The following is a 26,900-nucleotide window of genomic DNA, read 5'->3' on the forward strand; positions in this document are numbered from 1 at the left end:
GCCCCGGGGTTAAGCCGTGTGACTTTTTTTGTGGACGCGAACCCCGATGCCCTCCGCCGCCCGTACAAGCTCAGGTGAAAATCCGCCGATGTCTGCGCTCCCACGCGCCCCTTCCGCCAAAGCCGCCACCGAGCGCGACGCCATGCCCGACGATCAGTTGATGCTGGCCTACGCCCACGGTGACGCCGCCGCGTTCGACGTGCTCTACGCGCGCCACGAGGGCGGGCTGTTCCGCTTCGTCAAGCGCCTCCTGGGCGCGCGGCTCGTGGCGCAGGCCGACGAGGTGTTCCAGGACACCTGGGTGCGGATCATCTCGGCGCGCGAGAGCTTCTCGCCGCAGGGCGCCACCTGGCGCACCTGGGCCTTCACGATCGCGCACAACCTGGCGATGGACCGCCTGCGCGTGAGCGGCCGCGAGGTGACGCTCGATGCGCACCCGGACGACGACGGCGATGCCGTGCCCACGCTCGATCGCGGCGTGCGCGGGGCGGTCGATGCCGCCGCCCATCCGTCCGCCGAGGAGCTCGCCTTCTGGCGCGCCGCCGGCCGGCGCCTGCTGGCGTGCCTGGACGAACTGCCGGCCGAGCAGCGCGCCGCATTCCTGCTGCACCACGAAGACGGCCTCACCGTCGAGGCGCTGGCGGCGAGCCTGGAGATCGGTTTCGAGACGGTGCGCAGCCGCCTGCGCTACGGGCTGCAGAAGCTGCGCGGCTGCATGGAACGCTACCTGTCGGTGCTGGAGCAACGCGCATGAGCAATGGCATCGATCTTCCCGACGACGGCGATCTGCGCGATGCGGCACTGCGCCGCGCGCTCGACCATGCGCCCGATCGCGATGCGGCGCCCGATCCGCGCACGCGCGATGCGATCCTGAAGATGGCGCACAACATGGCCGCAGCGCCACCGGCCTCCGCCGCCAACAACGCGAGCGCCGCGCCCTGGTGGCGCCGGCTGTTCGGCGGCGGCGACACGCGCGCGCGCATGCCCTGGAATGCGGCCTTCGCCACCGTGCTCGTGGCCGGCTTCGTGACCGTGCTGTGGCACCGCGAGCCGATACCCGATGCGAGGCTCGATGGCGAGGCTAAGGTCGCGAGCGCGCCGGCGCCGGCACCCACCGCCGCGCCGACGCCACCCGCGGCAGAGTCCGCGCCCAGCCCCGCAATCGCAGCGCCGCAGGCGCCCGCGGCAGAAGCACCCGCAGCGCCCGCGCGCGATGCGGTCAGGGAGGCGCCAAGTCGCGCCACGGCGGATGCTGCCCGCAAGCCTGCGCCGGCGACTGCCCGCAAGCAGGTTGAGGCGTCGCCTGCACAGGAGGCGAAGGCGACGCTTCCCGAGCCAGCCCCGACTGCAGCCCAGGCTGAAGCGCGATCGGCTGTGGTGCCTATCTCTCCGCCGCCTGCCATCGTTGCACCGGCGCCCGCACCTGCACCTGCGGCGGCAGCACCTCCACCGGCACTCGCGGCGCAGGCGCCGGGCGTCGCCGAGTCGTCCGCACGCGCGCGTCAAAAGAGCGAAAGCGCGCAGGACGAAAGAGAGCAGGAGAGGCGTGCTGCCTATGCCGCTCCGCCCGCGCCATCGGTGGCGCCTGCGCCCATCGCCGTGCCCGAAAGGACGCCGCCTGCGGTGGCCTCTGCGCCGGCCGCGCCGCCAGCGCCAGTGGCACCGGCGCCCTCGCAACGGGAACTGTCAGGCAACGTATCCGGCTCCGTTGCACGGGGAGGCAGTCCGAGTGCCGACGTCTCGGGCGCCCTGCGCGATGCGGCCCCGCCACGTGCCGCCGCCGCCAAGGCCGCAAGGTCGCCGGCGGGCGCGTCATCGTTCTCGGCGCTGGACCGCTGGACGTCCTTCGACATCACGCGCGCAGGCGCGGACGTGCGCCACGCACGCGGCGACATCGAAGGGCTGGCGGCATTGGTGAACACGGTGGCCCGCTCGGCCACGACGGCCGATGCGCCACTGGCCGCGCCGGTCGAGGCGCGCCTGTCGCTCTATCAGGGCGGCACGCTCGTCGCCGTGCTCGAGATCGCGGGCGACCAGGTGCGATGGACGCCGCAGCCCGGCGGCGGCGCATCGGTCGGCACGCCGCCGGCGCAGGCGCTCGCAGCGCTGCGGGCGCTGTTGACGCGCTAACCGCGCGCCACGCGATCGCCCTCAGGCGTTCTTGAAATCAGGCGCGCGCTTGTTCAGGAAGGCGTCCATGCCTTCCTTCTGGTCGACCGTGGCGAACAGCGCGTGGAACATCCGGCGCTCGAACATCACGCCGTCGCTCAGGCCGCTCTCGAAGGCGCGGTTGACCGATTCCTTGGCCGCCATCACCGAGATCTGCGAGAAGCCGCAGATGACGAGCGCGGCGCCCAGCGCCTCGTCGGCCAGCTTCTCGTAGGGCACCACGCGGCTCACGAGGCCGGCCCGTTCGGCTTCGGCGGCGTCCATCATGCGGGCGGTGAGCACCATGTCCATCGCCTTGCTCTTGCCCACCGCGCGCGGCAGGCGCTGCGTGCCGCCGGCGCCGGGAATCACGCCGATCTTGATCTCGGGCTGGCCGAACTTGGCGGTGTCGGCCGCGATGATGAAGTCGCACATCATCGCCAGCTCGCAGCCGCCGCCCAGCGCGAAACCGGCGACCGCGCCGATCACCGGCTTGCGGATCGAGCGGATGGTTTCCCAATTGCGGGTGATGTAGTCGCCCTTGTAGGTGTCGATGAAGCTGTACTTGGCCATCGCCGCGATGTCGGCACCGGCCGCGAAGGCGCGCTCGCTGCCCGTCAGGATGATGCAGCCGATGGCCTCGTCGGCATCGAAGGCCTTGAGCGCCTGGCCCAGCTCGGTCATGAGCGCGTCGTTGAGCGCGTTCAGGGCCTTGGGGCGGTTGAGGGTGATGATGCCGACCTTGCCTGCTTCGGTCCGCACTTCGATGTTTTCGTAGCTCATGGTGTCTCCGGGAAAGGTGAGGGAAAAGGGAAAAATCCGCTCGGGCCACTATACCGAGCGAGGCTTCTTGCCTGCTGACGCCCCGCGGCCTTCCAATTGAGAATTGCTCTCATCTAGAATGACCGCATGGAGTTCCCGATGCAAGAACATGCCGTGTTGCTGCGGGCCTATGCCCGGGTGCAGGAGCGCTGCTCGCGCCTGCTGGCCGAGCAGGCCGCACTGGTCGAGCGGCTGGAGGCGCAGGTCGTGCGCCTGCGCGGCGCGCTGGTGGCGCGCGATTCGGCCATCGCGATGGTGCGCGAAGAGCTCGCGGCGCGCGCGGCCGTCGGCGGTGCGCTGCCCAAGCGCCTGCACGCGCTGCTGTCGCCGGCCAGCCGGCGCCACGAGCGGCGGCCCGCCGCCCAAGCCCCGTCCGACCTGCGCGAAAAATCGGTGCTGTGCGTCGGCCGCGAAGAAGAGGCGCCGTCGCTCGCGCGCCAGCTGGTCGAAATCGCCGGTGGGCACTACCTGCACCACGACGGCGGCGACGATGCCGACGACCTCGCGCTCGAAGCGGGCCTGCGCGCCGCCGATCTCGTGATCTGCCAGACGGGCTGCGTGAGCCATGGCGCCTACTGGCGCGTGCAGGACCATTGCCGGCGCACCGGCAAGCCCTGCGTGCTGGTGGGCGAGCCGCAGCCGATGCTGTTCGTGCGGCAGCAGCCCGCGGCGACCGAAAACGCCGGCTAGCCGGCCAGCCAGCCCGTCACTTTGGCGGCGTCGTGCGTGAACAGGCGCCAGGTCGTCACGCCCGTCGGCAGCGTGAGCGGCAGCCGCAACAGCTTGCGATCGCGCGCGACGATGGCTGTGAGCTTCGTCGCGTCGCCCAGGTAGAGCGCCAAGTCATCGAGCTTGGCGATGCGCCAGGCTTGCGCAGACTTCTTCTTGCCGCCGGCGGGCAGCTCGATGCCGATCCACTCGTCGTTCGCGGAGAACCCGGCCTTCTCCGCCGCACCGCCGCGCAGCACCACCTTCACCTGCACGCTGCCGTTGGCTTCGGCCACGCGCAGGCCGAGCACCTGCGCCTGCTGCGACGGGTCTTCGAGCGTCGCCACGCCGTGCGCGCGCAGCAGCTGCGCGAGCGGCAGCTCCTCGGTCGAATGCACCCAGCGCGCGAGCTCCAGCGCATACGAGCGGCCGCTCACCGCTTCGAGCGCGGCCGCGATGTCCGCTTCGCTGATCGGCCCGCCGCTGCTGTGCGTCCACAGGTGGCGCATCACGTCGTCCAGCGAACCCTTGCCTTCGTGGCGCAGCGTGAGGTCGAAGCACAGCGCCACCAGCGCGCCCTTGGTGTAGTAGCTCACCGTGCTGTTGGGCGTCTGCTCGTCCTGGCGGTAGTACTTCACCCAGGCGTCGAAGCTCGCGTCGGCCACTGGCTGCACGAGCCGGCCCGGCGTCTGCTGCACCTGGTTGATGGTCTTGTTGAGCAGCCGCAGGTACGCTGCGTCGTCGATGCGGCCCGCGCGGCGCAGCAGCAGGTCGTCGTAGTAGCTGGTGAAGCCTTCGAAGAACCACAGCAGCTGCGTGTAGTTCTCGCGGCTGTAGTCGTAGCGGGCGAACTCCGCCGGCCGCATGCGCTTGACGTTCCAGGTGTGGAAGTACTCGTGGCTGATGAGCCCCATCAGCGTGGTGTAGCCCTCGGGCTGCTTTTTCTTTTCGCCGCGCTGCGGCAGGTCGCGGCGGTTGCAGATGAGCGCCGTGGAATGGCGGTGCTCCAGCCCGCCGTAGCCGTCGTCCACCGCATTGAGCATGAAGACGTAGCGGTCGATCGGCAGCTTGGGGCCGCCGCGCTTGCCGGCCTTGTCGCCGTGCCAGAAGCGGATCTCGGCTTCGCAGATGGCCTTGGTGTCGGCGATGAGCCTGTCGCCGTCGAACGAGGCCGCGGCGCCCGCGATCACGAAGCGGTGCGGCACGCCGCAGGCGTCGAATTCGGCGCTCCAGAAGGCGCCCATTTCGACGGGGCTGTCGGCCAGTTCGTCGTAGCCGCCGGCCTCGTAGCTGCCGAAGCCCTGCTTGTCGATCTTCGTGGGCACGAGCGCCGTGGCGCACGACCAGGCGGCGCCTTCGGCCATCGACGCGGGGGCCACGATTTCGAGCGCGTGCGGCGCATCGGTCTGCCCCTCGACGCGCAGGCACAGGCTCGTGCCGTTGAAGAAGCCGCGCTCGGCATCCAGCCACGCGGTGCGCACCGAGTTGTCGTACGCGCAGACCTGGTAGTGCAGCACCAGCGGCTGGCCCGGCGCGCAATCGACCAGCCAGCTGCACTTGTCCACCTGCGTGAGCACGGGCTTGCGGCGCCCCTGCACGGCGCGCAGGCCCTGCAGGTTCTTGGCGAATTCGCGCACGAGGTAGCTGCCCGGAATCCATACCGGCAGCGTCACGCGCTGCAGTGCGGCGGGTGCGTCGATGGTCAGCGTGACGGCGAAGAGGTGCGCGTGCAGGTCCGCGCACTCGATGCGGTAGCGCACGCCCGCAGCGGGCGCGCCGGCTGCGCGCCGGGACACGGCTTTCGTCGCCATCAGCTGGCGGAAGCGGCGAGTTGCTTCTCGACCTGCTCTGCGGGAATGGCGCCCGGCGTGCGCGTGCCGTTGCTGAAGATCAGCGTGGGCGTGCCGGTGATGTTGTACTTGCGGCCGAACTCCACGTTGCGCTGCAGCGCGGTCACGTCGCAGCTGCCCGCCGCGGTGGTGGGCTTGGCGCCGGTTTCCATCCAGTCGCCCCAGGCCTTGCCCTTGTCCTTGCTGCACCAGATGTCGCGCGACTTGACGGTCGAATCGGCACCCAGCACCGGGTAGAGGAACAGGTACACGGTGACGTTGTTGACCGTCTTCATGTCCTTCTCGAAGCGCTTGCAGTAGCCGCAGTTCGGGTCTTCGAACACCGCGAGCTTGCGCTTGCCGTTGCCGCGCACGATCTTGATCGAGTCCTGCAGCGGCAGCTTGTCGAAGGCCACTTCGCTCAGCTTCTCGACGCGCTCCTCGGTGAGGTTGCGGCGCGTCTTCGCGTCGATCAGGTTGCCCTGGATCAGGTAGCTGCCCTGCTCGTCGGTGTAGAAGATCTGCGAGCCGTTCACGCGCACTTCGTAGAGGCCGGCGATCGGCGACTTCGTCACTTCGTCGATGGCCGGGAACTGCGGAATGTGCGTGGGCAGGTTCTTGCGGATCTCGGCTTCGCCGGCGGTGGCGGCCATGGCCGCGCCCAGCGTGCAGGCGGCAAGAAGAAGGGTGCGTGCGAGAGTCATCTAGAGATCCGTTCGGTTCGAATGTGGAAGCTGCATGCGTTCAGGCCTTCAGGCCCATGGCTTGCGCGGTGATCCAGTGCTTGACCAGGCGCGTGCGGTCGAAACCGCGCATGCCCCAGTTGCGCAACGCAGGCAATGGACCCAGGTTGTGCGAGAAAAGTTGCTGCAGCCCGTCGGTCGCCAGGCTCATCTGCAGCACGTCGGCGCGGCGGGCGCGCTCGTAGCGGCGCAGGAGGCGCGCATCGCCCACGCTGCGCCAGTAGTCGCGCGTCTTGATCACGTCGGCGAGCGCGGCCGCATCGGCCAGGCCGAGGTTCAGGCCCTGGCCCGCGAGCGGATGCACCGTGTGGGCCGCATCGCCCGCGAGTGCCCATGATTGATTCGCCTGCCCGGGCATCGCGCCGGTCCAGCGGTCGGCGATGGCGCGCGCGAGCGGCCAAGCGGCGCGCTCGCTCGCGAGCCGGAGCGCACCGAGCGCGCCGTGGCTCGCCTCGGTCACCGCGGCGTTGAATTCGTCGTCGCCCTGCGCGAGCAGCGCGGGGGCGCGCAGCTGGTCGACCGACCACACCAGCGCGACCGTCTTGCCGTGCGTGCCGCCCAGCGGCAGCAGCGCGAGCACTTCGCCCTTGTCGTTGAACCACTGGCGCGCGATGCCGTCGTGCGACTGCTCGGCGTCCAGGCGCGCCGCAACCGCGTGCTGCGGATAGCGCGTGACTTCGTAGCTCACGCCCAGCGCCTCGCGCGTGGCACTGGCCTTGCCTTCGCACACCACGGTGAGCGGCGCGGGCACCGGCTCGGCCACGACTTCGATCTGGGGCTGGAAGCGCACCGCATCGGCCAGCTGCTGTTCGAGCGCCGGCACATCGACGATCCACGCGAGCGCATCGACCTTCTGGCGCGCCGCGCTGAACTGCACGCGGCCGCCTTCGTCGCCATGCACCAGCATCTCGCGCACCGGGGTGGCGTGGGCCGCATCGGGCCAGGCGCGCAGCGATTCGAGGAGGGTGCGGGAGGCGGTGTTCAGCGCGTAGGCGCGGATGTCCTGCTTGCCCTGCGTGGCCGGCGGCACCACCAGCGCCACGCGCACGCGTTCGCGTGCGAGCAGCAGGGCCAGCGTGCGGCCGACGATGCCGGCGCCGCGAATGCAAACTTCTGGGGGGAGGGCCATCGGACGATTGTAGGAGTTGCGTTGTGCGCCCGTTCCCGCGCCCCCGCCCGGCGAGGGGGCGATGCGTCAGGCGCCCTGGGCGAGCGCGTGGCCGTAGCGCGACAGGGTTTCGGCCGGCGCATGCACCTGCCAGGGCAGGCCGTACGCGGTGAAGCGTTCGGTGAGCGCGTCGGCGATGGCTTGCGCATCGGTGTCGCCGAGCGCGATGACGCCCATCAGCGCGCCGTCCACGCCGGGAAAGGCTGCGGCCGTCATCTTGTCCTCGGTCGGCAGCGCGTCCAGCACCGACCAGTTCTTCTCCGCCGCCAGCGTGCAGATGAAGCGGTCGTCCACGCCGGGTGCGGCCGCCCTGGACAGCAACACCAACTGCGCGCCTTGGAACCATCCCGAGAATTCGAACAGGCGCGCCGCCACCTCGGGCCTCACGGTCGAAGTCAGCCCCAGCTCCACCGGCGCCGTGCCCACGGCGCCCGCCGCTCCGAACGCGCTGCGCAGCACGATGCGGCGGTGCCGCGTGCCGTCTTCCTCGGGCGTCCATTCGGCGCCGTCGCTGCGATGGTGCCCCGGGCTCCAGAGCTTGCGCCACAGCGTGCCGAGCGTGGGCCGCTCCACGTCTTCCAGGAAGGTGACGCGGCCCAGCGCCACGAAGGCTTCGGCAATCGCCAGGTGCAGCGCGTCGAGCGCCTCGTCGTCCGCATCGTCCATCTGCACCAGCAGCATCGACTGGCCCACGCCCAGCTGCCCGAGCTCCAGCGCGGGCGGCAGGCTGGCGCGCACCGTGTGCAGCCCGATGCGCCCTACCATCGCGGCGTTCCCATCTCGTTCATGAAGGCGTTGACCTCGAACTCGGCCGCGCGCAGCAGCGGCGTGAAGACCGTCTCGTCGGCCCAGTCGTAGACGATGAAGGCCGCCTGCGCCATCTTCTCGCCGGCCCAGTAGCCCGCGATGCCGCCGATCAGGCAGCCGCCGATGCCGCCCGCCGCGATGCCGTAGGGCCCACCCGCCACGCCCGCACCCGCGCCGTATTCACCCACCGCCACGCAGCCCACGCGTGCCAGCGCCCAGGCCGACACCACCTCGGTGGCGCGGCGCATCGGCCGGTCCGACTGCACGACCGAGACCGCGTCCAGCGACATGCCCACGATGCCGATGATGCGTCCGCCCCACTTGAAATACTTGGCCGCCTGGTAGACGTACTTGCCCGCCGTGCCCGCAGGCTGGTGGTCGCCGTAGCCGAAATGCCCGGTGGCATTGTTGGCGTTCCAGTGGTAGTTCACCGAGTTGGTCTTGACGTTGAAGCCGTAGTCCAGCCGCAGGTGCTTCTTGCCCTTGATGTCCTGGAAGAACAGCGTCGAGGTCGAGCCGCCCTTGGGCACCCAGCCGCGCGGGTCCAGCTCGATGCACAGGTTGGTGCCGGGAATCGGAATGCGCACCAGCGCCGCGAGGCCCGTGGGCATCAGGACCTGCCCGGTCATCGGAATCTGCTGTTCGCTCAGGTCTTCTGCCATGCGGATGCTTTCTCCAGGAGATGGATGCAACGGGGACACAAAGGCGCAAGGCGCGGTTTTAACGCCATTCGCGGGGGAACGCCAAGTCCCCGGGCTGTGCCGATGCGGGACAATCGCGGTCGATTTTCAAGAAAGCCCCACCGTGTCGCAGCCCGTTTTCGACCTCGAAGCCACCATCGCGCGCCTGTTCGTCTACCCCGTCAAGTCGTGTGCCGGCGTCGAACTCAATGAAATGCTGCTGACCGAAACCGGCCTCGAATTCGACCGGGCCTGGATGGTGGTCGATGCCAACGGCGAGTTCGTCACCCAGCGCCAGATCCCGCGCATGGCGCTCATCAGGCCGCAGATGAAGCACATGGAAGTGGTGCTGCGCGCCCCCGGCATGCTGGCCCTGCACCTGGCCTTCGACCGCGTCGAGAAACCGGTGCGCGTGCGCGTGTGGAAAGACGAAGTGGCCGCCTACGACATGGGCGACATCGCCGCCCAGTGGTTCAGCGATTTCCTCTCCGAGCCCGGCAAGCCGCAGACCCTGCGGCTGGTGCGCTTCGACCCCGAACACAAGCGGCTGTCGAGCCTGAAGTGGACCGACGGTGTCGAGGCGCTGAACCAGTTTGCCGACGGCTATCCGCTCTTGGTGGCGAGCGAAGGATCGCTCGCCGAACTCAACGAGCGGCTCGCTGCGGCGGGGCACGAGGCGGTCGGCATCGAGCGCTTCCGGCCCAACATCGTGCTGGCCGGCATCGAGTCGCACGACGAAGACCGCGTCGATGCGCTGCACGTCACCACGGCCGAAGGCGAGGCCGAGCTCAAGCCGGTCAAGCCCTGCACGCGCTGCCCGATCCCGGACATCGACCCGGCCACCGCCGTGAGCAGCCCCGAGGTCGGCAACGTGCTGCGCACCTACCGCGCGGATGCGCGCGTCGATGGCGGCATCACCTTCGGCATGAACTGCATCGTGGTGCAGGGCGTCGAATACATGCTCAAGGTCGGGCAGGCGGTGGGGGCGAACTACCGCTTCGAATAGCTCAGAACGTCACGCCCGAGCAGAGGATGATGTTGGCGTAGGGCGTGCATTCGCCGGTGCGGATCACCGCCTTGGCCCGCGCGCTCAGGCGCTTGAGTTCTTCATGCGAGATCGTCTCGGGCACGATGGCCAGTTGGCCCTCGCACCAGGCGGGCAGCGCGCCGGCGGGCAGTTGCTCCACCGCCTCGCGCGCGAGCAGCGCGCGTTCCACCTGCATCTCCGACAGCACCGCCTTGAGCACGTCCGCGACGCGCGGAATGCCGGGCGTGAGCGCCAGGTCGATGCGCTTGGGGCCATCGGGAATCGGCAGGCCGGCATCGCCGATGACCAGCATGTCGCCATGCCCCAGCGCGGCGATCACTTGCGAGAGTTCGGCATGCAGGAGGGGAGAGCGTTTCACAGCGTGATCCAGTCGGGAGGCAGGGGGCTTTGCAGCACGGCGTCGCGCTGCGGAATGGAGGGCTGGGCGCCGGGCTGCTGGATGCACAGCGCCGCGGCGCGGATTCCGAGGCGCACGGCTTCGTCGAACGATTGGCCCTCGCCGAGCGCCACGGCGAGCGCACCGAGAAAGGTGTCGCCGGCGGCGGTGGTGTCCACGGCCTGCACCTTCGGCGCGGGATGGTGGCGCGCACCGTCGGCGTCGATGGCCACCGCGCCGCGCGCGCCCAGCGTGACGACCACGCGCGCGATGCCCTTGGCGCGCAGCGCCCGGCCCGCGAGCGCGGCGTCTTGCGGGCTGTCGGCCGATTGGCCGCATAGCGTCTGGGCCTCGATCTCGTTGACCACCAGCGTGTCGATGCGCGGCCAGAGCGGCTCGGCGATCGCCTGCACCGGCGACGGATTCAGCAGCACCTTGCAGCCTGCCTCGTGCGCCACCGAGATGGCACGTGCGACCTGCTCCATCGGCGTCTCGAACTGCATCACGAGAAAGGCCGCGCCCTGCAACTGCTCGCGCAGCGCGGCCTCGTCGATCTCGACCTTCGCGTTGGCGCCGGGGATCATCACGATGCGGTTCTGGCCGCTGTCTTCCACCAGGATGAGCGCCGTGCCGGTGGGCTCGGCATCGACAGTGCGCAGCGCGGCGGTGTCGATGCCGTCGCGCTCCAGCGATTCGCGCAGCGCACGGCCGTGGGCGTCGTCGCCCACGCAGCCGATCATGCGCACCTGGCCGCCTTCGCGCGCGCAGCTCACGGCCTGGTTGGCGCCTTTGCCGCCGGGGATGTTGGCGATCGAATGGCCGATCAGGGTTTCGCCCGCGGCCGGTGCGTGGGGGACGCGCAGCACCAGGTCCATGTTGAGGCTGCCGAGCACCACGATGCGGGGTGGCACCGGGGGCACCGACGACGGTTCGGGGCTGCGGGAAGAAGGCTTCGGACTCACGGGGTGCGGGACTTTCGGTTTTCCGTTGAAGGCGCCGCGCTCGATGCGGGCGCTGCAGAAGAAGGCGTGGGCGCGGCGGGTTCGCGAAAGCTCGCATGGCGCGCGGTCGAGGCGCGCACGCGCAGCTCGGGCTGCAGCACCACCTTGCGCGCATCGCGCCGCTTGCCGCCCACGCGCTCCAGCAGCATGTCGACCGCCAGCGCGCCGATGCGCTCCTTGGGCTGCGCGACGGTGGTGAGCGGCGGGCTGGTGTAGGCCGAGAGTTCGATGTCGTCGAAGCCGACGATCGAGAGTTCGTCGGGCACGTGCACGCCGCTTTCATGCGCGGCGCGCAGCGCGCCGATGGCCATCAGGTCGTTGCAGACGAACACGGCCGAAGGCGGGTTTTCCGTCCGCAGGATGGCGTGCATCGCCTCGTAGCCGCTCTGGCTGGTGAACGCGCCGCGCCACAGCAGCGCATCGGCGTTCGGCGCCGATCCGGTCTCGGCCAGCGCCATGCGCCAGCCCTCGATGCGCTGTTCGCTGGGCGTGAGGCCCTCGGGCCCGCCGATGCAGGCGATGCGCTTGTGGCCGAGCGACAGGAGGTGCCGCACCGCGAGCAGGCCGCCCTGCATGTGCGCGGTTTCCACCAGGTCGCAGCTCGGGTCGGCGATCTCGCGGTCCACCAGCACCGTGGGAATGCGCAGGCCCTGCAGTTGCGTCACCAGCGAATCGTCGTCGCCCGTGGACACCACGATCAGCCCGTCGATGCGGCGCTCGGCCAGCACCTGCAGGTACACGCTCTGGCGGCGGGGCTCGTCGTCGGTGTTGCACAGCACCAGCGTGTAGCCGGCGCCGAAGCACCGGTCTTCCACGATGCGCACGATCTCGGCGAAGTAGGGGTTGGAGCTGTTCGGAATCAGCATCCCGAGCGTCGAGGTGGTGTTGCTCTTCAAGCTTCGCGCCATCGCGTTGGGCACGTAGCCCAGCTCGCGAATGGCGAGCTCGACGCGCTCGCGGCCCTTGGCGCTCACATGGCGCGTGTCGTTGACCACATGCGAGACGGTGGTGACGGAGACTCCCGCGCGCAGCGCGACGTCCTTGATGGTGGCCATGGGTTGTTGTTCCTCGTTCCGTGGGAAGCGTCAGATCGTCAGGACGCGTCAGGCCAGGCGGCGGTCCGCGCGGCGCTGGCGCAAGGTGTCGATGATCACCGCAACCACGATCACGGCGCCCGTGATGATGCGTTTGCTCGGCTCGCTCGCGCCCACTTGCGCCAGCCCGGCCTCGAGCACCGCGATGATCAGCACGCCGAAGAAAGTGTTGACCACCGAGCCACGCCCGCCCATGAGGCTGGTGCCGCCGATGACCACGGCCGCGATCACCTGCAGTTCGATGCCGACGCCCGCGTTCGGGTCGGCCGCTTCGAGGCGGGCCGACTGCATCAGGCCCGCGAGGCCCGCGAGAAGACCGGTGACCGCGAACACGATGATGCGGATCGGCCGAGGATCGACACCTGCCAGGCGCATCGCCTCTTCGTTCGTGCCGATGCCCACCACATGCCGCCCGAACACCGTGCGCGTGAGCACCATCTGCCCGACGACGACCAGCACCACCGCGAGCACGAAGGCGGCGGAGATGCCGCCGATCCACGGCGCGGCCAGGCCCGAGATCGCATCGCCCACGTACTGCGTGCGCGAGTCGGTGACCAGGTACGCGCCGCCGCGCACCGCTTCGAGCATGCCCAGCGAGACGATGAAGCTCGGCAGCCGCCAGGCGACCGACACCGCACCGGTCACCGTGCCGCAGATGAGGCCGGTGGCCAGGCCGAGCACCGCGGCCAGCGGCACCGAGAGCTTCCATTCGAGGATGGCCGCGGCGGTGACGGCCGCGCTGAGCGCGAGCACCGAGCCGACCGACAGGTCGATGCCCGCGATGATCAGCACGAAGGTCATGCCCACGGCCATCACGGCGAGCGCGGGGATTTCGTTGGCGATCGAGATGAAGGTGTCGCGCGTGAGGAAGTATTCGCTCATCGAGCCGAAGAGCGCGACCATGCCCACCAGCACGATCGTGAGGCCGAGGTAGGTGCCCAGCTGGCCCTTGAGTGCGGAGGTGCGCGGATTGGTTGTCGGGACGGCTGCGTTCATGGTGTCTCGGCAGTGGCCGGTTGGGCCGGGTTCGAATCGGGGACGGGAGTCGTGGATGAGGCGGCCGCGGGGCGTCCGGTCGCGTCGCTGAAGGCGGCGGCGAGCAGCGATTGTTCGCTCCACTCGCCGCGCTCGAACACCGCGACCAGCTTGCCCGCGCTCATCACGCCGATGCGGTCGCACATCGCCATCAGTTCGCGCAGGTCGCTCGAGACCATCAGGAGCGCCTTGCCGGCGTCGGTCATGCGGTCGAGTTCGGCGTAGAGATCGGCGCGCGCACCGACGTCCACGCCGCGCGTGGGTTCGTCCAGCAGCAGCACCTTGCATTCGCGGTGCAGCCAGCGCGCGAAGACCACCTTCTGCTGGTTGCCGCCGCTCAACGTGGCGACGGGTTGTTCGATGCTGCGCGAGCGGATGCGCAAGAGCTCCACCAACTGCCGCGCGATGCTGCGCTCCTTGGCGCGCTGCAGCCAGCCGGCGTGCGAGATCGCGCCCAGGTCGCTGAGCGTCGCGTTGACGCGGATCGATTGCGTGAGCAGCAGCCCCTGCGACTTGCGGTCTTCGGTGACGAGGCCGATGCCGGCGCGAATCGCCTGCATCGGCGAGCGCCAGCCCTTGCGCACGCGCTGTACCGGCTCTGCGCCAGCCTTCGGGTCGTGGAGCGAAATCTCGCCGCGGTCCGCGCGGTCGGCGCCGAACAGGAGGCGCACCAGCTCGGTCCGGCCCGAGCCGACGAGACCCGCGAGGCCCATGATTTCCCCGGCGCGCAGGTCGATGTCGACATCGCGCACCATCTGCGCCCGGCCGAGGCCGCGCGCGCTCAGCAGCACCGGTCCGGCGACGCGGCGGGCGCGCCCTTCGTGCTCGTGCACCGCGCGGCCGACCATGCGCTGCACGAGTTCGGATTCGCGCACACCGGCCATGGCGCGCACGTCCACCAGCTTGCCGTCGCGCAGCACCGCCACGCGGTCGGCGATGCGCTGCAGCTCTTCCAGGCGGTGCGACACGTAGACGATCGCCACGCCGCGCGCCTTCAGCAGCTCGATCTGCTCGAAGAGGTGCGAGGTCTCGCGCGGCGTGAGCATGGCGGTGGGCTCGTCGAGCACCAGCACGCGCGTGTCGTCCTGCAGGTTGCGCGCGATTTCCACCATCTGCTGCTGGCCGATGCCCAACCGCGCGACGGGCGTGGCGGGGTCGATGTTCTCCATGCCGATCTTGGCGAGCTGGCGCGCGGCCAGCTCGTGGAGCTTCGCCTTGCGAATCCAGCCGGTCTTGTTGGGCAGGCGGTCGAGCAGCAGGTTCTCGGCCACCGACAGCGTGGTGACCAGCCCCAGTTCCTGCATCACCATGCGCACGCCCAGGCGCTCGGCATCGCGGCGGGAGCCGGGCTGGAAGGGCTTGCCGTCCAGCAGCATCTGGCCGCGCGTGGGTTGCACCAGGCCGCAGACGATCTTGGAGAGCGTGCTTTTGCCGGCGCCGTTCTCACCCGTGAGGGCGAGCACTTCGCCGGCGTTCAGCACGATCGACACGTCGTCCAGCACCGGCGCCGCGTAGTCCTTGCCGAGCGCGCTCAGCGAGAGCACCGGCGCGCTGCGATCGTTATCAGCCATCGATGGGCAACCTCTTCATTCCAGAAACACCACGGAACCGGCTTTTGCCGGGCCGTTGGTGTTGCCCCCGGTAGGGGATTGGCGAAGCGACACGAAGTGCGCGAAGCCTGGGGGCGAGCAACATTTACTTGGAGGCCTTGGTGACCAGCACCACGTCGGTCTTCACTTCGGCGGGCATCTCCGACTGCTTCTTCTTGTCGGCGATGGCCTTGAGGGCAGTCTCGATGCCGAACACCGCCTGCTTGGCGGCGAACTGGTCGGCGGTGGCGAGCACGCGGCCGTCAGCCAGCATCGGCTTGATCGCGCCGATGTTGTCGTAGCCCACCACCAGCACCTTGCCGGTCTTGCCCGCGGCCTTCACCGCTGCCACCGCGCCCAGCGCCATGCTGTCGTTGCCGGCAAGCAGCGCCTTGAGATCGGGGTGCTCGCGCATCATGCCGGCGGCCACCGTGTTGCCCTTGTCGATTTCCCACTGGCCCGACTGCACGCCCACCACCGTCACGTTGGCGGCCTTCATGGCGTCCTGGTAGCCGAGGGTGCGCTGCTGCGCATTGAAGGTGGTCGAGACGCCTTCGATGATCCCGACCTTGTCGCCCGCCTTCAGCTCCTTGGCCAGCGCATCGCCCACCAGCTTGGCGCCGGCGCGGTTGTCGGGGCCGACGAAGGGCACCTGGATGCCCTTTTCCTTGAGCGCCGCGGCGTCGAGCTGGTTGTCGATGTTGACCACCAGGATGCCCTTGTCGATCGCGGCCTTGATCACCGGCACGAGGGCCTTCGAATCGGCCGGCGCGATGACCAGCGCGTTGATCTTCTGGGCCACCATCTGCTCGACCATCTTGATCTGGGCGGCCGTGTCGGTCTCGTCCTTGATGCCATTGGCCACCAGCGTGTACTTGGCGGCGTTGGCCTTGTTGTGCGCCTTGGCGCCGTCTTCCATGGTGCGGAAGAACTCGTTGGCCAGCGACTTCATGACCAGCGCGACCTTGGGCTTGTCCTGCGCGAAGGCGGGCGTGGCGGCGATGGCGCCCAGCAGCGTGAGCGCGGCGGCGCTTTGCAGGGTGCGGCGGGTGAACTTCATGGTGTGTCTCCTGAGGTGGTTGAGCGGTACGCCGGTCTCTGCCGGGGGCTCCGATATTAACCAACGAAAACGTTTGCGCAAACGTTTGCTAATCGGGTTTAACCCTGAGCTTTCGGGCGATGGCGGAAGTGGCCGAAGACCGGAAGCGCGGGCATGAAACCATGGTCGCCTAAAATCGCGGGTTACCCAAGAGGACCTCCCATGAGTTTGCAATGCGGCATCGTCGGCCTGCCCAACGTCGGTAAATCCACTCTTTTCAATGCGTTGACCAAGGCCGGCATCGCAGCGGAAAACTATCCGTTCTGCACCATCGAGCCCAACGTGGGCGTGGTGGAAGTGCCCGATCCGCGGCTTGCGCAACTGAGCGCGATCGTCAATCCCGAGCGCGTGGTGCCCGCCATCGTCGAGTTCGTCGACATCGCCGGCCTCGTGGCCGGCGCCAGCACCGGCGAAGGCCTGGGCAACAAGTTCCTCGCGCACATCCGCGAGACCGATGCCACCGTGAACGTGGTGCGCTGCTTCGACGACGACAACGTGATCCATGTGGCCGGCAAGGTCGACCCGATTTCCGACATCGAAGTGATCCAGACCGAGCTGTGCCTGGCCGACCTCGCCACGGTCGAGAAGGCGCTGCACCGCCACACCAAGGTGGCGCGCTCGGGCGACAAGGAAGCGCAGAAGCTCGTCGGCCTCCTGGAGCGCTGCCAGGCCGCGTTGAACGAGAACACGCCGGTGCGCGCGCTCGAGTTCACCAAGGAAGAGCAGCCGCTGGTCAAGAGCTTCACGCTCATCACCGCCAAGCCCGCGATGTTCGTGGGCAACGTGGCCGAGGACGGCTTCGAGAACAACCCCTACCTGGACCGCCTGCGCGAATACGCGGCCAAGCAGGGCGCACCCGTGGTCGCCATCTGCGCCAAGATCGAAGCGGATCTCGCCGAGATGGACGACGAGGACAAGAAGATGTTCCTCGCTGAAATCGGCCAGGACGAGCCGGGCCTCAATCGCCTGATCCGCGCGGCCTTCAAGCTGCTCGGCCTGCAGACGTACTTCACCGCCGGCGTGAAGGAAGTGCGCGCCTGGACCATCCACATCGGCGACACCGGCCCGCAAGCGGCCGGCGTGATCCACGGCGATTTCGAGAAGGGCTACATCCGCGCCCAGACCATCGCGTTCGACGACTACATCGCCTTCAAGGGCGAGCAGGGCGCCAAGGACGCGGGGAAGATGCGGTCGGAAGGCAAGGAATACGTCGTGAAGGATGGCGACGTGATGAACTTCCTGTTCAGTTCGTAGCGCTCTTGGCGGGCTGCTGCTTGCCCCACACCACCGTGTTGTCCACCGCATAAGCCGCGCACACCACCTTGCGCTCCGCGCAGCCCTTGAGGTGCTCGGTCAGCGCGGCTGAATTGGTGGCGGTGCCGAACTTGTTGTCGCTCGTGATCAGGAACGCACGCGGCCGCGCCTGCAGCAGAAACTGGCGGTACGCGGCGCGTATCTGCCCGGGGTCGGTGCCGACGACCGGCAGGCCGGCCTCGTCGGCCAGGTCGGCATGGCCCGAGGGCGTGGGCTCGCCGTTGGGGCCGAGCGCCACGCCGACGTTCTTGAGCAGCTCGCGCCACTTCGTCATCTCCGCGATCACGCGCTGCGGCAGCTCCATCACCCATTGCGCCGGATAGGCAAAGCCCAGGTTCGCGCCGCCGGGCGCCACGCTGTCGGTGACGCCGACCAGCCGGCCTTCGTCATCGAAGAGGCCGCCGCCGCTCGAACCCGAGGACACCGGCGCGGAGGTCTGGATGATCGGCAACTGGCCCTGCGCCCTCGGCCTCAGCGCGGAGATCAGTCCTTCGGTCAGGGTGAGTTCGAGGCCGTGCGGACTGCCGATGGCGAACACGCGCTGGCCGACGCGCAGCTGGTCGGCCGGTGCGATCTGCACGGCGGGCAACTGAAGCGGCGTTTCGGTCATCAGCACGCACAGGTCGCGCGACGGATCGGGGTCGCGCAGGATGCTCTTGATCCTGATGGTGGCCTGGCCCTGCGTCACGGTGGCCGACATGGCGCCGTTCACCACATGGCACGCCGTGGCCAGCGCGGCGGGCGTCACGGCGACCGCGCTGCCGACGGATGTCTTGTTGTTGCCCTGGTCGCCCTTGACGGTCCAGACCGCGGGCGATGCCTTGCGAAAAACTTCCTCGGGCTGCAGCGCCCATGCGTGACAGGCCAGCACGCCGAGCCAGAGGCCGGCTGCCAGGGGCTTGCAAGGCCGGATGTATTTCTTCATCGACCCGAGTCTAGGAAGCGCGCGCTTCGGTTGCCGTAGGCGATGGCGCTGAGTCGCCGTTGCCAACGGCCCTGTTGTTAGACTGCGCGCGCCCCGAATTCACCCACAAGGCTCGCCCCATGCTCACCGTCCACCATCTCAACAACTCGCGTTCGCAGCGCGTGCTCTGGCTGCTCGAAGAACTCGAACTGCCGTACGAGATCGTCCACTACCAGCGCGATCCGCAAACCATGTTGGCGCCCGCTTCGCTCAAGGCCATTCACCCGCTTGGCAAGTCGCCGGTGGTGACGACGGACGACGGCCTCACGCTCGCGGAATCGGGCGCGGTGATCGAGACGGTGATCGAGCGCTACGGCCACGGCCGCCTTGCGCCCGCGGCCGGCAAGCCCGAGGCGCTGCGCTATCGCTACTGGCTGCATTTCGCCGAGGGCACGGCGATGTCGCCGCTGTTGCTCAAGCTGGTGTTCGACCGGATCGAGACGAGCAAGATGCCCTTCTTCGCCAAGCCGGTGGCCAAGGCCATCGCAGCGAAGGCGAAGTCGGCGTTCATCAACCCGAACATCGCGAGCCACCTGAACTACATGGAGTCCGAACTGGGCAAGAGCGAGTGGTTCGCCGGCAATGAATTCACGGGCGCCGACATCCAGATGAGCTTCGTGGTCGAGGCCTCGCAGGCGCGCGGCGGGCTCGATGCGAAACGGCCGAAGCTCATGGGGTACCTCGAGCGCATCCATGCGCGACCGGCTTACAAGCGCGCGCTGGAACGCGGCGGTCCCTACGGCCTGTTGAGCTGAGGCTCCGTCAGTTCGGGAAGATGTAGATCAGCGCGACCGTCATGCAGACGTAGCGCAGGAACTTCCCGATGGCCATGTAGCCCAGGCACGGCCAGAACGGCAGCTTGAGCCAGCCCGCGACCGCGCACAGCGGATCGCCCACCAGCGGCAGCCAGCTCAGGAGGCACGCCTTCGGCCCGAGCCGTTCGAGCCAGCCGAGTACGCGCACGTGGTGTTTCGAGTGCGAGTATTTGTCAGCGACCTTGTGCGCGCCGTAGCCCATCCACCAGTCGACCGCGCCGCCCAGCGTGTTGCCCACCGTTGCCACCGCGATGGCGGACCAGAACATGTCGGGGTTGAGCCTGAGCAGGCCGAAGAGGATGGGCTCGGAGCCCACCGGCAGCAGCGTGGCCGAGACGAAAGCGGCGACGAACAGCGTCGAGAGACCGTACTGCGGCAGCGCCAGCAGCGCCATGAGGGAGTCGAGCCAGGCTTGCATAAGGTCGGCGCAGTATAGGCAGCGCCCACATCGCCGCGGCGTCGGAGAAGGCCCCGCGAAACATTGGTGTTTACGCCTGTCCCGCGGGCGCAAATCGTTTCAGTCGCTGAAATCGCAGGTGGCTACAATCGTGCCTCATTTTTCAGCAGCCGAACGCGCACCGCCTCCTTTTCCATGACCTTGCAGATCGGCACCCACACGCTGGAAAACCGCCTGTTCGTCGCGCCCATGGCCGGCGTGACGGATCGGCCCTTCCGCATGCTGTGCCGCGAACTCGGCGCGGGCTATGCGGTCAGCGAGATGGTCACCTCGCGCAAGGAACTCTGGGGCACGCTCAAGACATCGCGCCGCGCCAACCACGACGGCGAGCCGGGCCCCATCGCGGTGCAGATCGCCGGCACCGATGCGGCCATGATGGCCGAGGCCACGGTCTACAACATCGAGCGCGGCGCGCAGATCATCGACATCAACATGGGCTGCCCGGCCAAGAAGGTCTGCAACAAGTGGGCCGGTTCCGCGCTGATGCGCGACGAGCCGCTGGCGCTGGAGATCGTGCAGGCCGTGGTCGATGCGGCACAGCCCTACAACGTGCCGGTCACGCTCAAGATGCGCACCGGCTGGAGCCAGGACAACCGCAACGCGGTGAAGCTCGCGCGCGATTTCGAATCGGCCGGCGTGCAGATGCTCACCGTGCACGGCCGCACGCGCGAACAAGGCTACAAGGGCCACGCCGAGTACGACACCATCGCGGCCGTGAAGGCCGCGGTACGCGTGCCGGTGGTGGCCAACGGCGACATCACCTCGCCCGAGAAGGCGCGCGACGTGCTCGCGGCCACCGGCGCCGATGCGGTGATGATCGGCCGCGCGGCGCAGGGCCGGCCCTGGATCTTTCGCGAGATCGCGCACTTCCTGGACACCGGCACGCACCGCGCGCCGCCGCTGGTCGCCGAGGTGCGCCGCCTGCTGCTGGATCACCTGGTGGAGCACTACGGGCTCTACGGCGATTTCAGCGGCGTGCGCACCGCGCGCAAGCACATCGGCTGGTATGTGCGCACGCTCCCCGACGGCGAAGCGTTTCGCGCCACGATGAACACCATCGAGGACTGCGCCGAACAGCTGCGCGCGGTCGGCGACTATTTCGACGGGCTTGCGGACCGCATGGAACGCATGCCCGAGCACCAGGCGGCCGAAGAGCTGTCCGGTGAAGAAGAGGAGGCGGCCTGCGCCGTCGATTGAGAGAAGAAGAGAAGAAGCAATGAGCAAGAAACACATCGAAGACTGCGTGCGCACCAGTCTGGACAGCTACTTTCGCGATCTGCGCGGCACCGAACCCGACGGCATGTACGAGATGCTCGTGCGCGTGGTCGAGAAGCCTTTGCTCGATGTCGTGATGACGCGCGCGGAAGGCAACCAGTCGAAGGCCGCGCAATGGCTGGGCCTGAATCGCAACACCCTTCGCAAGAAGCTGGTCGAGCACAAACTTTTGAAATAACCACCGGCATATCCAATGGCTCAGACCGCACTCATCTCCGTTTCCGACAAGACCGGCATCCTCGAATTCGCCCAGGCGCTGCATGCGCTGGGCATCAAGCTGCTGTCCACCGGCGGCACCGCCAAGCTCCTGGCCGACGCGGGCCTGCCGGTGACCGAGGTTGCCGACCACACCGGCTTTCCCGAAATGCTCGACGGCCGCGTGAAGACGCTGCACCCCAAGATCCACGGCGGCCTGCTCGCGCGGCGCGATGTGCCCGCGCACGTGGCGGCGATCAAGGAACACGGCATCGACACCATCGACCTCCTGATCGTCAACCTCTACCCGTTCGAATCGACCGTGGCCAAGCCCGGCTGCACGCTGGAAGACGCGATCGAGAACATCGACATCGGCGGCCCGGCCATGGTGCGCAGCGCGGCCAAGAACTGGAAGGACGTGGGCGTGCTCACCGACGCGGCGCAGTACCCCGTGGCGCTCGCCGAATTGAAGGCCGGCGGCAAGCTCAGCGACAAGACCAAGTTCGCGTTCTCGGTGGCCGCGTTCAACCGCATCGCCGACTACGACGGCGCGATCAGCGACTACCTCTCGGCCATCGACTTCGATGCCAGCATCGGCCAGCCCGCGCCGACGCGCTCGCTCTTCCCCGCGCAGAGCAACGGCCGCTTCGTGAAGGTGCAGGACCTGCGCTACGGCGAGAACCCGCACCAGCAGGCCGCGTTCTACCGCGACCTGCATCCGGCGCCCGGCTCGCTCGTGTCGGCTAAACAGCTGCAAGGCAAGGAACTCAGCTACAACAACATCGCCGACGCCGATGCCGCGTGGGAATGCGTCAAGAGCTTCGACGTGCCCGCGTGCGTGATCGTCAAGCACGCCAACCCCTGCGGCGTGGCCGTGGGCAAGGACGCGAACGAGGCCTACGCCAAGGCCTTCAAGACCGATCCGACCTCGGCCTTCGGCGGCATCATCGCCTTCAACCGTCCGGTGGACGGCGAGACGGCGCAGGCGATTGCCAAGCAGTTCGTCGAAGTGCTGATGGCGCCGGGCTACACGCCCGAAGCGCTCGCGGTGTTCCAGGCCACCAAGGTCAAGCTCAACGTGCGCGTGCTCGAGATCGCGCTGCCGCCGGGCGGCAAGACCGATTGGGAAAACGGCCGCAACCTGATGGACGTCAAGCGCGTCGGCTCGGGCCTCCTCATGCAGACCGCCGACAACCACGAGCTCGCGGAGAGCGACCTCAAGGTGGTGAGCAAGAAGCAGCCCACGCCCCAGCAACTGCAGGACCTGCTGTTCGCATGGAAGGTCGCGAAGTTCGTGAAGAGCAACGCGATCGTGTTCTGTGCCGACGGCATGACGATGGGCGTCGGCGCGGGCCAGATGAGCCGCCTCGATTCGGCCCGCATCGCGAGCATCAAGGCCGAGCACGCGGGCCTGTCGCTCAAGGGCACGGCGGTCGCGAGCGATGCCTTCTTCCCGTTCCGCGACGGCCTGGATGTGGTGGTGGATGCGGGTGCGAGCAGCGTGATCCAGCCGGGCGGTTCGATGCGCGACCAGGAAGTGATCGATGCCGCTGACGAGCGCGGCGTGGTGATGGTCCTGTCCGGCGTGCGCCACTTCCGTCACTGACGGCTTTTTCCGCTTTTTCGAGAACACCGCGGAACCGGCTTTGCCGGGCCGCTGGTGTTGCCCCCGGTAGGGGGTTGGCGAAGCGACACGAAGTGCGCGCAGCCTGGGGGCGAGCCTATTCGTGGGTACCGAACCGGTACTTCAGCTGGAAGGTGATCGCGCCGTACAGGCGGTTCTTGACCGTCGGCACGTAGGCGATGTTCAGGCCCCAGTTCTTGCCTTCGATGGCGGCCACCGGCAGGATCGCCGGGAACCAGTTGCCGTTGCGGTAGTTGGGGTAGCCGTCGAAGCCGCCCACCACCGCGCCGAACTTCACGCCGTAGAACTCGAAGGGCAGCACATACAGGCCCAGGTAGTTCGACTGCCTGCGGTCGCTGTTGCGAAAGGTGCCGCCCGTGATGCGGTAGGTGTCGCTCAGCGGGTACTCGAAGCCCAGGCCCTGGTTGACGTTTTCGAGGTGCTTGCCGCCGTCGAAGTGCGCCGAATAGAAGCCCGGGTTGATCCAGATGTTCTTCGGCTCGAAAGAGGACTGCGCAAGCGCCAGGCCGGGTAGAAGAAGAGCAAGGGCAGCACTCGATACCGGCAGCAGGCGCAGGGCGTTCATGGACTAAGGCGTTCTGAAAATCTCTCGTGCCGCTTCTATGGTGGCTGCGATGTCGTCCTCCCCGTGCGCTGCGCTCACGAAGCCTGCTTCGTAGAGCGCCGGGGCAATATACACGCCGCGATCGAGCAAACCGTGAAACAACGCATTGAACTTCGCGTTGTCGGTTGTCATCACGGTGGCATAGTTTTGCGGCAGGTCCTTCATGAGGAAGAAGCCGAACATGCCGCCTTCGCTGTCGGCGTTGAAGGGCTGGCCTTCGGCGGCCGCGGCGGCCTTCAGGCCATCGACCAGCGAGCGCGTCTTCTTGCCGAGCGCTTCGTAGAAGCCGGGCTTGGCGATCTCCTTCAGCGTCGCGAGGCCGCAGGCCGTGGCCACCGGATTGCCCGAGAGCGTGCCGGCCTGGTAGACCGGCCCCTGCGGCGCGAGCTGTTCCATGATGGCGCGCGGACCGCCGAAGGCCGCCAGCGGCATGCCGCCGCCGATGACCTTGCCCAGCACCGTGAGGTCGGGCGTGATGCCCAGCACGCCCTGCGCGCCGTGCAGGCCGACGCGAAAGCCGGTCATCACCTCGTCGAAGATCAGGAGCGCGCCGTGCTTCGTGCAGAGGTCGCGGCAGCGCTGGGCGAACTCGGGCGTGGCGCGCACGAAGTTCATGTTGCCGGCGATGGCCTCGATCATCAGGCAGGCGATGTCGTTGCCATGCAGCGCGAAGGCCTCTTCGAGTTGCTGCAGGTTGTTGTACTCCAGCACGATCGTGTGCTGCACCACCTCGGGCGGCACGCCGGCCGAGGTCGGGTTGCCGAAGGTCGCGAGACCCGAGCCGGCCTTCACGAGCAGCGCGTCGGCGTGGCCGTGGTAGCAGCCCTCGAACTTGATGATGCTCTTGCGGCCGGTGGCGCCGCGCGCCAGGCGCAGCGCGCTCATCGCGGCCTCGGTGCCCGAGCTCACGAGCCGCACCATTTCCATCGAGGGCACGAGCGCGAGGATGGCCTCGGCCAGTTCGATCTCGCGCTCGGTCGGCGCGCCGTACGAGAAGCCTTCGAGCACGGCCTTCTGCACCGCCTCGACCACCGCGGGGTGGCCGTGGCCCAGGATCATCGGGCCCCAGGAACCGATGTAATCGATGTAGCGCTTGCCGTTGGCATCCCAGAAATAGGCGCCTTCGGCGCGCTGGATGAAGCGGGGCGTGCCGCCGACGGCCTTGAAGGCGCGCACGGGCGAGTTCACGCCGCCGGGAATCACGGCGCGGGCGCGCTCGAAGAGGGTGTCGTTCTTGTCAGTGGTAGGCATCGCAGCGAAGGGGTGGGTTTCAGGGGAGGGCCGCCGCGCGCGGCCGCCCGAAGCGGCCGGCCCGCCCCCGGTAGGGGGTTGGCGAACCGACACGAAGTGCGGGCAGCCTAGGGGCGAGCAACATATTTCAGTGGCGGGTGTCGTGGGGGGGCAGGGCGAAATCCTGGGGCGCGTCGGGATCGTCGTCTTCGTCGTCGTCTTCGGGCTCGGCCCAGAACAGGCGGTCGGGCAGCACGTGGCCCATGCCGGGGCGGAAGCCCGCGTCCAGGCACCGGTCCATGTAGGCCAAGGCTTCGCTTGTGGCGGCCACCAGGTCGGTGCCGCTCGCGAGCAGCGCGGCCAGCGCGGCCGAGAGCGTGTCGCCCGCGCCGGCGAAGACCGCCTCGAGCCGCTCGTACTTCTCGTTGGCGAGCACCGACTGCGGCGAGGCCAGCACGTTGTCGATGAACTGGTCGGGCAGCACCATGCCGGTCACGAGCGTGTAGGGCACGCCGAACTCGCCGGCGGCCTTGGCGATGTCGCGCGCGCCGGGCGGACGCTCGCCGCTCCAGTCCGGAAGGAGCCATCGCCACAGCGTACTGTGGTTTCCAACCAACACTGTCGTCTGCGGCAAAACAAGTTCGCGAAACGCGTCCAGATAGGCCTCGATCTGGTTTTCGTCCCACCAGGAAAGGTTGGGCATGTAGGCCACCACGGGCACTTCGGGATAGTCGGAAGCGGTCTCGGCGATGGTGCTCAGGGCGTCGGGCGAGCCGACGAAACCGACCTTGATCAGCTGCACCTCCACGTCCTCCAGGATGGCGCGCGCCTGCTCGGCGATGGCCTCCTCGTCGAACGGGAAATGGTCGAATATCTCGGCCGTGTCCCGGGCGTAGGCGCCCGTCACCACGGGGAGAATGTGTGCGCCCACCGACGCCATGGCCAGGGCGTCGGCGCCCAGGCCTCCGGCACCGCTCGGATCGCTGGCATTGAAGACCAGCACGCAGGGCGGATTCAGGTCGCGTTCGGCGAGCGCTTCGGCGTCCTGCGAGGGGTCGTTAAGATCGCCCGGTTTGCGGGCGTTGTCTGCTGGATGTAAGTAGATGGTCATACGCCGGGCGGAATCTCCTGGATGGTGGCATAGGCGCGACGTTTATAGCTCGCCAGTGAGATACGCATAGATACACTCGTTGCATTTAATGAACAAGGACTTTAAGCTCCGATGAATACGAAAACTTGGATGTGCCTGATTTGTGGGTGGATCTATGACGAAGCGGTGGGTGTTCCGGAAGACGGGATCGCGGCAGGCACGGCCTGGGCCGATGTTCCGATGAACTGGACCTGTCCTGAGTGCGGTGCGCGCAAGGAAGACTTCGAAATGGTTGAAATCTGAAAGATTGGCATAGGGCTACGCGATCTGCGTCGATGTACGGCGCGGCGGGCATCCAAGTCTCATGAGCAGGAGCGTTTGCAATGGGCCCGAATGGATCAGGTTACAAGGTGCTGGTCATCGATGACAGCAACACCATCCGGCGCAGTGCCGAGATTTTTCTGAAGCAGGGTGGGCACGAGGTTCTTCTGGCGGAAGACGGGTTCGATGCGCTCTCCAAGGTTAACGACCACAAGCCCCATCTGATTTTCTGCGACATCCTCATGCCGCGTCTCGACGGTTACCAGACGTGCGCCATCATCAAGCGCAACGCCCATTTCTCCAAGGTTCCGGTCGTCATGCTGTCTTCGAAAGACGGTGTATTCGACAAGGCCCGCGGCCGCATGGTCGGATCGCAAGACTACCTGACCAAGCCTTTCACCAAAGACCAGCTGCTGCAGGCCGTGCAGCAGTTTGGCATCGTTCAACAGGAAGCGCAGTAATGCCTATTCGAAAAATCCTCGTCGTCGACGACTCCAAGACTGAATTGGTGTTCTTGACCGACCTCCTCCAGAAGAACGGCTTTGCCGTGAAGACGGCCGAAAACGCCGACGACGCCATGCGCCGCCTGGAAGAAGAGCAACCCGACCTGATCCTCATGGACGTGGTCATGCCCGGCCAGAACGGCTTCCAGCTCACGCGCGCCATCGCCCGCGACCCGAAGTACGCGGCCATCCCGATCATCCTGTGCACCAGCAAGAACCAGGAAACCGATCGCGTCTGGGGCATGCGCCAGGGCGCACGCGACTACATCGTGAAGCCGGTCAATGCGGCGGATCTGATGTCCAAGATCAGCGCGCTCGCCTGAGCAGGAGTCGGCTGAGT

Annotated in this window: 29 protein-coding genes; 12 read left to right on the forward strand and 17 right to left on the reverse strand. The window is 68.0% G+C overall.

Annotated features, from left to right (window positions below; all coding sequences use genetic code 11):
* The first annotated feature begins 88 nt into the window (after positions 1-88).
* Both ACZYRS_RS05490 and ACZYRS_RS05495 read left to right on the forward strand, forming a co-directional pair.
* Positions 89-754: a sigma-70 family RNA polymerase sigma factor gene (locus tag ACZYRS_RS05490; protein WP_198786594.1), complete on the forward strand. Its 666-nt coding sequence runs from the start codon at positions 89-91 to the stop codon at positions 752-754.
* A complete protein-coding gene (locus tag ACZYRS_RS05495) occupies positions 751-2,130 on the forward strand; it encodes a hypothetical protein (protein ID WP_463418421.1) in 1,380 nt (459 codons plus the stop codon). The genes ACZYRS_RS05490 and ACZYRS_RS05495 overlap by 4 nt, the downstream gene beginning before the upstream one ends.
* Before the next feature lie 21 nt (positions 2,131-2,151).
* Here ACZYRS_RS05495 and ACZYRS_RS05500 read toward each other — a convergent pair whose 3' ends face one another.
* Positions 2,152-2,931, reverse strand: coding sequence for an enoyl-CoA hydratase (locus tag ACZYRS_RS05500; protein ID WP_463418422.1), 780 nt, complete (start codon positions 2,929-2,931; stop codon positions 2,152-2,154).
* Between the two features lie 138 nt (positions 2,932-3,069).
* Here ACZYRS_RS05500 and ACZYRS_RS05505 point away from each other — a divergent pair, with 138 nt between their 5' ends.
* Positions 3,070-3,660 carry a DUF2325 domain-containing protein gene (locus tag ACZYRS_RS05505; RefSeq protein ID WP_463418423.1) on the forward strand — a complete coding sequence of 197 codons (591 nt, stop codon included), beginning with the start codon at positions 3,070-3,072 and terminating at the stop codon, positions 3,658-3,660.
* Here the strand turns inward: ACZYRS_RS05505 and ACZYRS_RS05510 are convergent.
* The 5 genes from ACZYRS_RS05510 to ACZYRS_RS05530 all read right to left on the reverse strand — a co-directional run bounded on the left by ACZYRS_RS05510 (position 3,657) and on the right by ACZYRS_RS05530 (position 8,887).
* Positions 3,657-5,489, reverse strand: a complete 1,833-nt coding sequence (locus ACZYRS_RS05510; RefSeq protein ID WP_463418424.1) for a M61 family metallopeptidase — start codon at positions 5,487-5,489, stop codon at positions 3,657-3,659. The two genes, ACZYRS_RS05505 and ACZYRS_RS05510, sit on opposite strands and share 4 nt — an antisense overlap.
* Positions 5,489-6,211: a DsbC family protein gene (locus ACZYRS_RS05515; RefSeq protein WP_198786590.1), complete on the reverse strand. Its 723-nt coding sequence runs from the start codon at positions 6,209-6,211 to the stop codon at positions 5,489-5,491. Before ACZYRS_RS05515 ends, ACZYRS_RS05510 begins: the two co-directional genes overlap by 1 nt.
* Before the next feature lie 40 nt (positions 6,212-6,251).
* The gene (locus ACZYRS_RS05520) at positions 6,252-7,379 is read right to left on the reverse strand and encodes an FAD-dependent monooxygenase (protein WP_463418425.1); all 1,128 of its coding nucleotides are present in this window, start codon (positions 7,377-7,379) and stop codon (positions 6,252-6,254) included.
* Positions 7,380-7,445: 66 nt separating this feature from the next.
* Positions 7,446-8,183 (reverse strand): hypothetical protein, encoded by a 738-nt coding sequence (locus ACZYRS_RS05525; protein ID WP_463418426.1) that lies wholly within the window; start codon positions 8,181-8,183, stop codon positions 7,446-7,448.
* Positions 8,177-8,887, reverse strand: a complete 711-nt coding sequence (locus ACZYRS_RS05530) for a hypothetical protein (RefSeq protein ID WP_463418427.1) — start codon at positions 8,885-8,887, stop codon at positions 8,177-8,179. The genes ACZYRS_RS05525 and ACZYRS_RS05530 overlap by 7 nt, the downstream gene beginning before the upstream one ends.
* A 142-nt stretch (positions 8,888-9,029) precedes the next feature.
* Between ACZYRS_RS05530 and ACZYRS_RS05535 the strand changes: the two genes are divergently transcribed.
* The gene (locus tag ACZYRS_RS05535) at positions 9,030-9,911 is read left to right on the forward strand and encodes an MOSC domain-containing protein (protein WP_463418428.1); all 882 of its coding nucleotides are present in this window, start codon (positions 9,030-9,032) and stop codon (positions 9,909-9,911) included.
* 1 nt (position 9,912) lies between these two features.
* Here ACZYRS_RS05535 and rbsD read toward each other — a convergent pair whose 3' ends face one another.
* The 6 genes from rbsD to ACZYRS_RS05565 form a co-directional block, all read right to left on the reverse strand.
* Positions 9,913-10,311 (reverse strand): D-ribose pyranase, encoded by a 399-nt coding sequence (gene rbsD, locus ACZYRS_RS05540; RefSeq protein ID WP_463418429.1) that lies wholly within the window; start codon positions 10,309-10,311, stop codon positions 9,913-9,915.
* Entirely contained in the window at positions 10,308-11,291 is a 984-nt protein-coding gene (rbsK, locus tag ACZYRS_RS05545) for a ribokinase (protein ID WP_463418430.1), read from the reverse strand. Before rbsK ends, rbsD begins: the two co-directional genes overlap by 4 nt.
* A complete protein-coding gene (locus ACZYRS_RS05550; RefSeq protein ID WP_198786583.1) occupies positions 11,288-12,385 on the reverse strand; it encodes a LacI family DNA-binding transcriptional regulator in 1,098 nt (365 codons plus the stop codon). The genes rbsK and ACZYRS_RS05550 overlap by 4 nt, the downstream gene beginning before the upstream one ends.
* Positions 12,386-12,433: 48 nt before the next feature.
* A complete protein-coding gene (locus tag ACZYRS_RS05555; RefSeq protein ID WP_198786582.1) occupies positions 12,434-13,420 on the reverse strand; it encodes an ABC transporter permease in 987 nt (328 codons plus the stop codon).
* Positions 13,417-15,030, reverse strand: coding sequence for a sugar ABC transporter ATP-binding protein (locus ACZYRS_RS05560; protein WP_463418431.1), 1,614 nt, complete (start codon positions 15,028-15,030; stop codon positions 13,417-13,419). Before ACZYRS_RS05560 ends, ACZYRS_RS05555 begins: the two co-directional genes overlap by 4 nt.
* 124 nt (positions 15,031-15,154) lie before the next feature.
* A complete protein-coding gene (locus ACZYRS_RS05565) occupies positions 15,155-16,108 on the reverse strand; it encodes a substrate-binding domain-containing protein (protein ID WP_463418432.1) in 954 nt (317 codons plus the stop codon).
* A gap of 201 nt (positions 16,109-16,309) precedes the next feature.
* Between ACZYRS_RS05565 and ychF the strand changes: the two genes are divergently transcribed.
* Positions 16,310-17,401 (forward strand): redox-regulated ATPase YchF, encoded by a 1,092-nt coding sequence (gene ychF, locus ACZYRS_RS05570; protein WP_463418433.1) that lies wholly within the window; start codon positions 16,310-16,312, stop codon positions 17,399-17,401.
* Here the strand turns inward: ychF and ACZYRS_RS05575 are convergent.
* Positions 17,391-18,386 carry a trypsin-like peptidase domain-containing protein gene (locus ACZYRS_RS05575; RefSeq protein WP_463418434.1) on the reverse strand — a complete coding sequence of 332 codons (996 nt, stop codon included), beginning with the start codon at positions 18,384-18,386 and terminating at the stop codon, positions 17,391-17,393. The genes ychF and ACZYRS_RS05575 overlap by 11 nt on opposite strands.
* Positions 18,387-18,505: 119 nt before the next feature.
* Between ACZYRS_RS05575 and ACZYRS_RS05580 the strand changes: the two genes are divergently transcribed.
* On the forward strand, positions 18,506-19,180 hold the full coding sequence (locus ACZYRS_RS05580) for a glutathione S-transferase (RefSeq protein WP_463418435.1): 675 nt from the start codon (positions 18,506-18,508) through the stop codon (positions 19,178-19,180).
* 7 nt (positions 19,181-19,187) lie between these two features.
* Here ACZYRS_RS05580 and ACZYRS_RS05585 read toward each other — a convergent pair whose 3' ends face one another.
* Positions 19,188-19,658: a YqaA family protein gene (locus tag ACZYRS_RS05585; RefSeq protein ID WP_198786576.1), complete on the reverse strand. Its 471-nt coding sequence runs from the start codon at positions 19,656-19,658 to the stop codon at positions 19,188-19,190.
* A 174-nt stretch (positions 19,659-19,832) separates the two neighbouring features.
* On the opposite strand from ACZYRS_RS05585, the gene dusB reads away from it, so the two are divergent.
* The 3 genes from dusB to purH are packed head-to-tail and all read left to right on the forward strand — an operon-like array spanning position 19,833 to position 22,773.
* Positions 19,833-20,894 carry a tRNA dihydrouridine synthase DusB gene (gene dusB, locus ACZYRS_RS05590; RefSeq protein ID WP_463418436.1) on the forward strand — a complete coding sequence of 354 codons (1,062 nt, stop codon included), beginning with the start codon at positions 19,833-19,835 and terminating at the stop codon, positions 20,892-20,894.
* Positions 20,895-20,913: 19 nt separating this feature from the next.
* Entirely contained in the window at positions 20,914-21,150 is a 237-nt protein-coding gene (locus ACZYRS_RS05595) for a Fis family transcriptional regulator (protein WP_007838304.1), read from the forward strand.
* A 15-nt stretch (positions 21,151-21,165) separates the two neighbouring features.
* A complete protein-coding gene (gene purH, locus ACZYRS_RS05600) occupies positions 21,166-22,773 on the forward strand; it encodes a bifunctional phosphoribosylaminoimidazolecarboxamide formyltransferase/IMP cyclohydrolase (RefSeq protein WP_463418437.1) in 1,608 nt (535 codons plus the stop codon).
* Positions 22,774-22,888: 115 nt separating this feature from the next.
* Here purH and ACZYRS_RS05605 read toward each other — a convergent pair whose 3' ends face one another.
* The 3 genes from ACZYRS_RS05605 to thiD all read right to left on the reverse strand — a co-directional run bounded on the left by ACZYRS_RS05605 (position 22,889) and on the right by thiD (position 25,757).
* Positions 22,889-23,377, reverse strand: a complete 489-nt coding sequence (locus ACZYRS_RS05605; protein WP_198786573.1) for a hypothetical protein — start codon at positions 23,375-23,377, stop codon at positions 22,889-22,891.
* A 3-nt stretch (positions 23,378-23,380) separates the two neighbouring features.
* Positions 23,381-24,667 (reverse strand): glutamate-1-semialdehyde 2,1-aminomutase, encoded by a 1,287-nt coding sequence (gene hemL / locus ACZYRS_RS05610; RefSeq protein ID WP_463418438.1) that lies wholly within the window; start codon positions 24,665-24,667, stop codon positions 23,381-23,383.
* Positions 24,668-24,794: 127 nt separating this feature from the next.
* Entirely contained in the window at positions 24,795-25,757 is a 963-nt protein-coding gene (thiD, locus tag ACZYRS_RS05615; protein WP_198786571.1) for a bifunctional hydroxymethylpyrimidine kinase/phosphomethylpyrimidine kinase, read from the reverse strand.
* A 111-nt stretch (positions 25,758-25,868) separates the two neighbouring features.
* On the opposite strand from thiD, the gene ACZYRS_RS05620 reads away from it, so the two are divergent.
* The 3 genes from ACZYRS_RS05620 to ACZYRS_RS05630 all read left to right on the forward strand — a co-directional run bounded on the left by ACZYRS_RS05620 (position 25,869) and on the right by ACZYRS_RS05630 (position 26,883).
* Positions 25,869-26,039, forward strand: a complete 171-nt coding sequence (locus ACZYRS_RS05620) for a rubredoxin (RefSeq protein WP_007838397.1) — start codon at positions 25,869-25,871, stop codon at positions 26,037-26,039.
* An 80-nt stretch (positions 26,040-26,119) separates the two neighbouring features.
* A complete protein-coding gene (locus tag ACZYRS_RS05625; RefSeq protein WP_093442538.1) occupies positions 26,120-26,518 on the forward strand; it encodes a response regulator in 399 nt (132 codons plus the stop codon).
* Positions 26,518-26,883 (forward strand): response regulator, encoded by a 366-nt coding sequence (locus tag ACZYRS_RS05630; RefSeq protein WP_042581921.1) that lies wholly within the window; start codon positions 26,518-26,520, stop codon positions 26,881-26,883. The genes ACZYRS_RS05625 and ACZYRS_RS05630 overlap by 1 nt, the downstream gene beginning before the upstream one ends.
* Positions 26,884-26,900: the final 17 nt, after the last annotated feature.

It is taken from the genome of Variovorax sp. AC194, assembly GCF_979257995.1.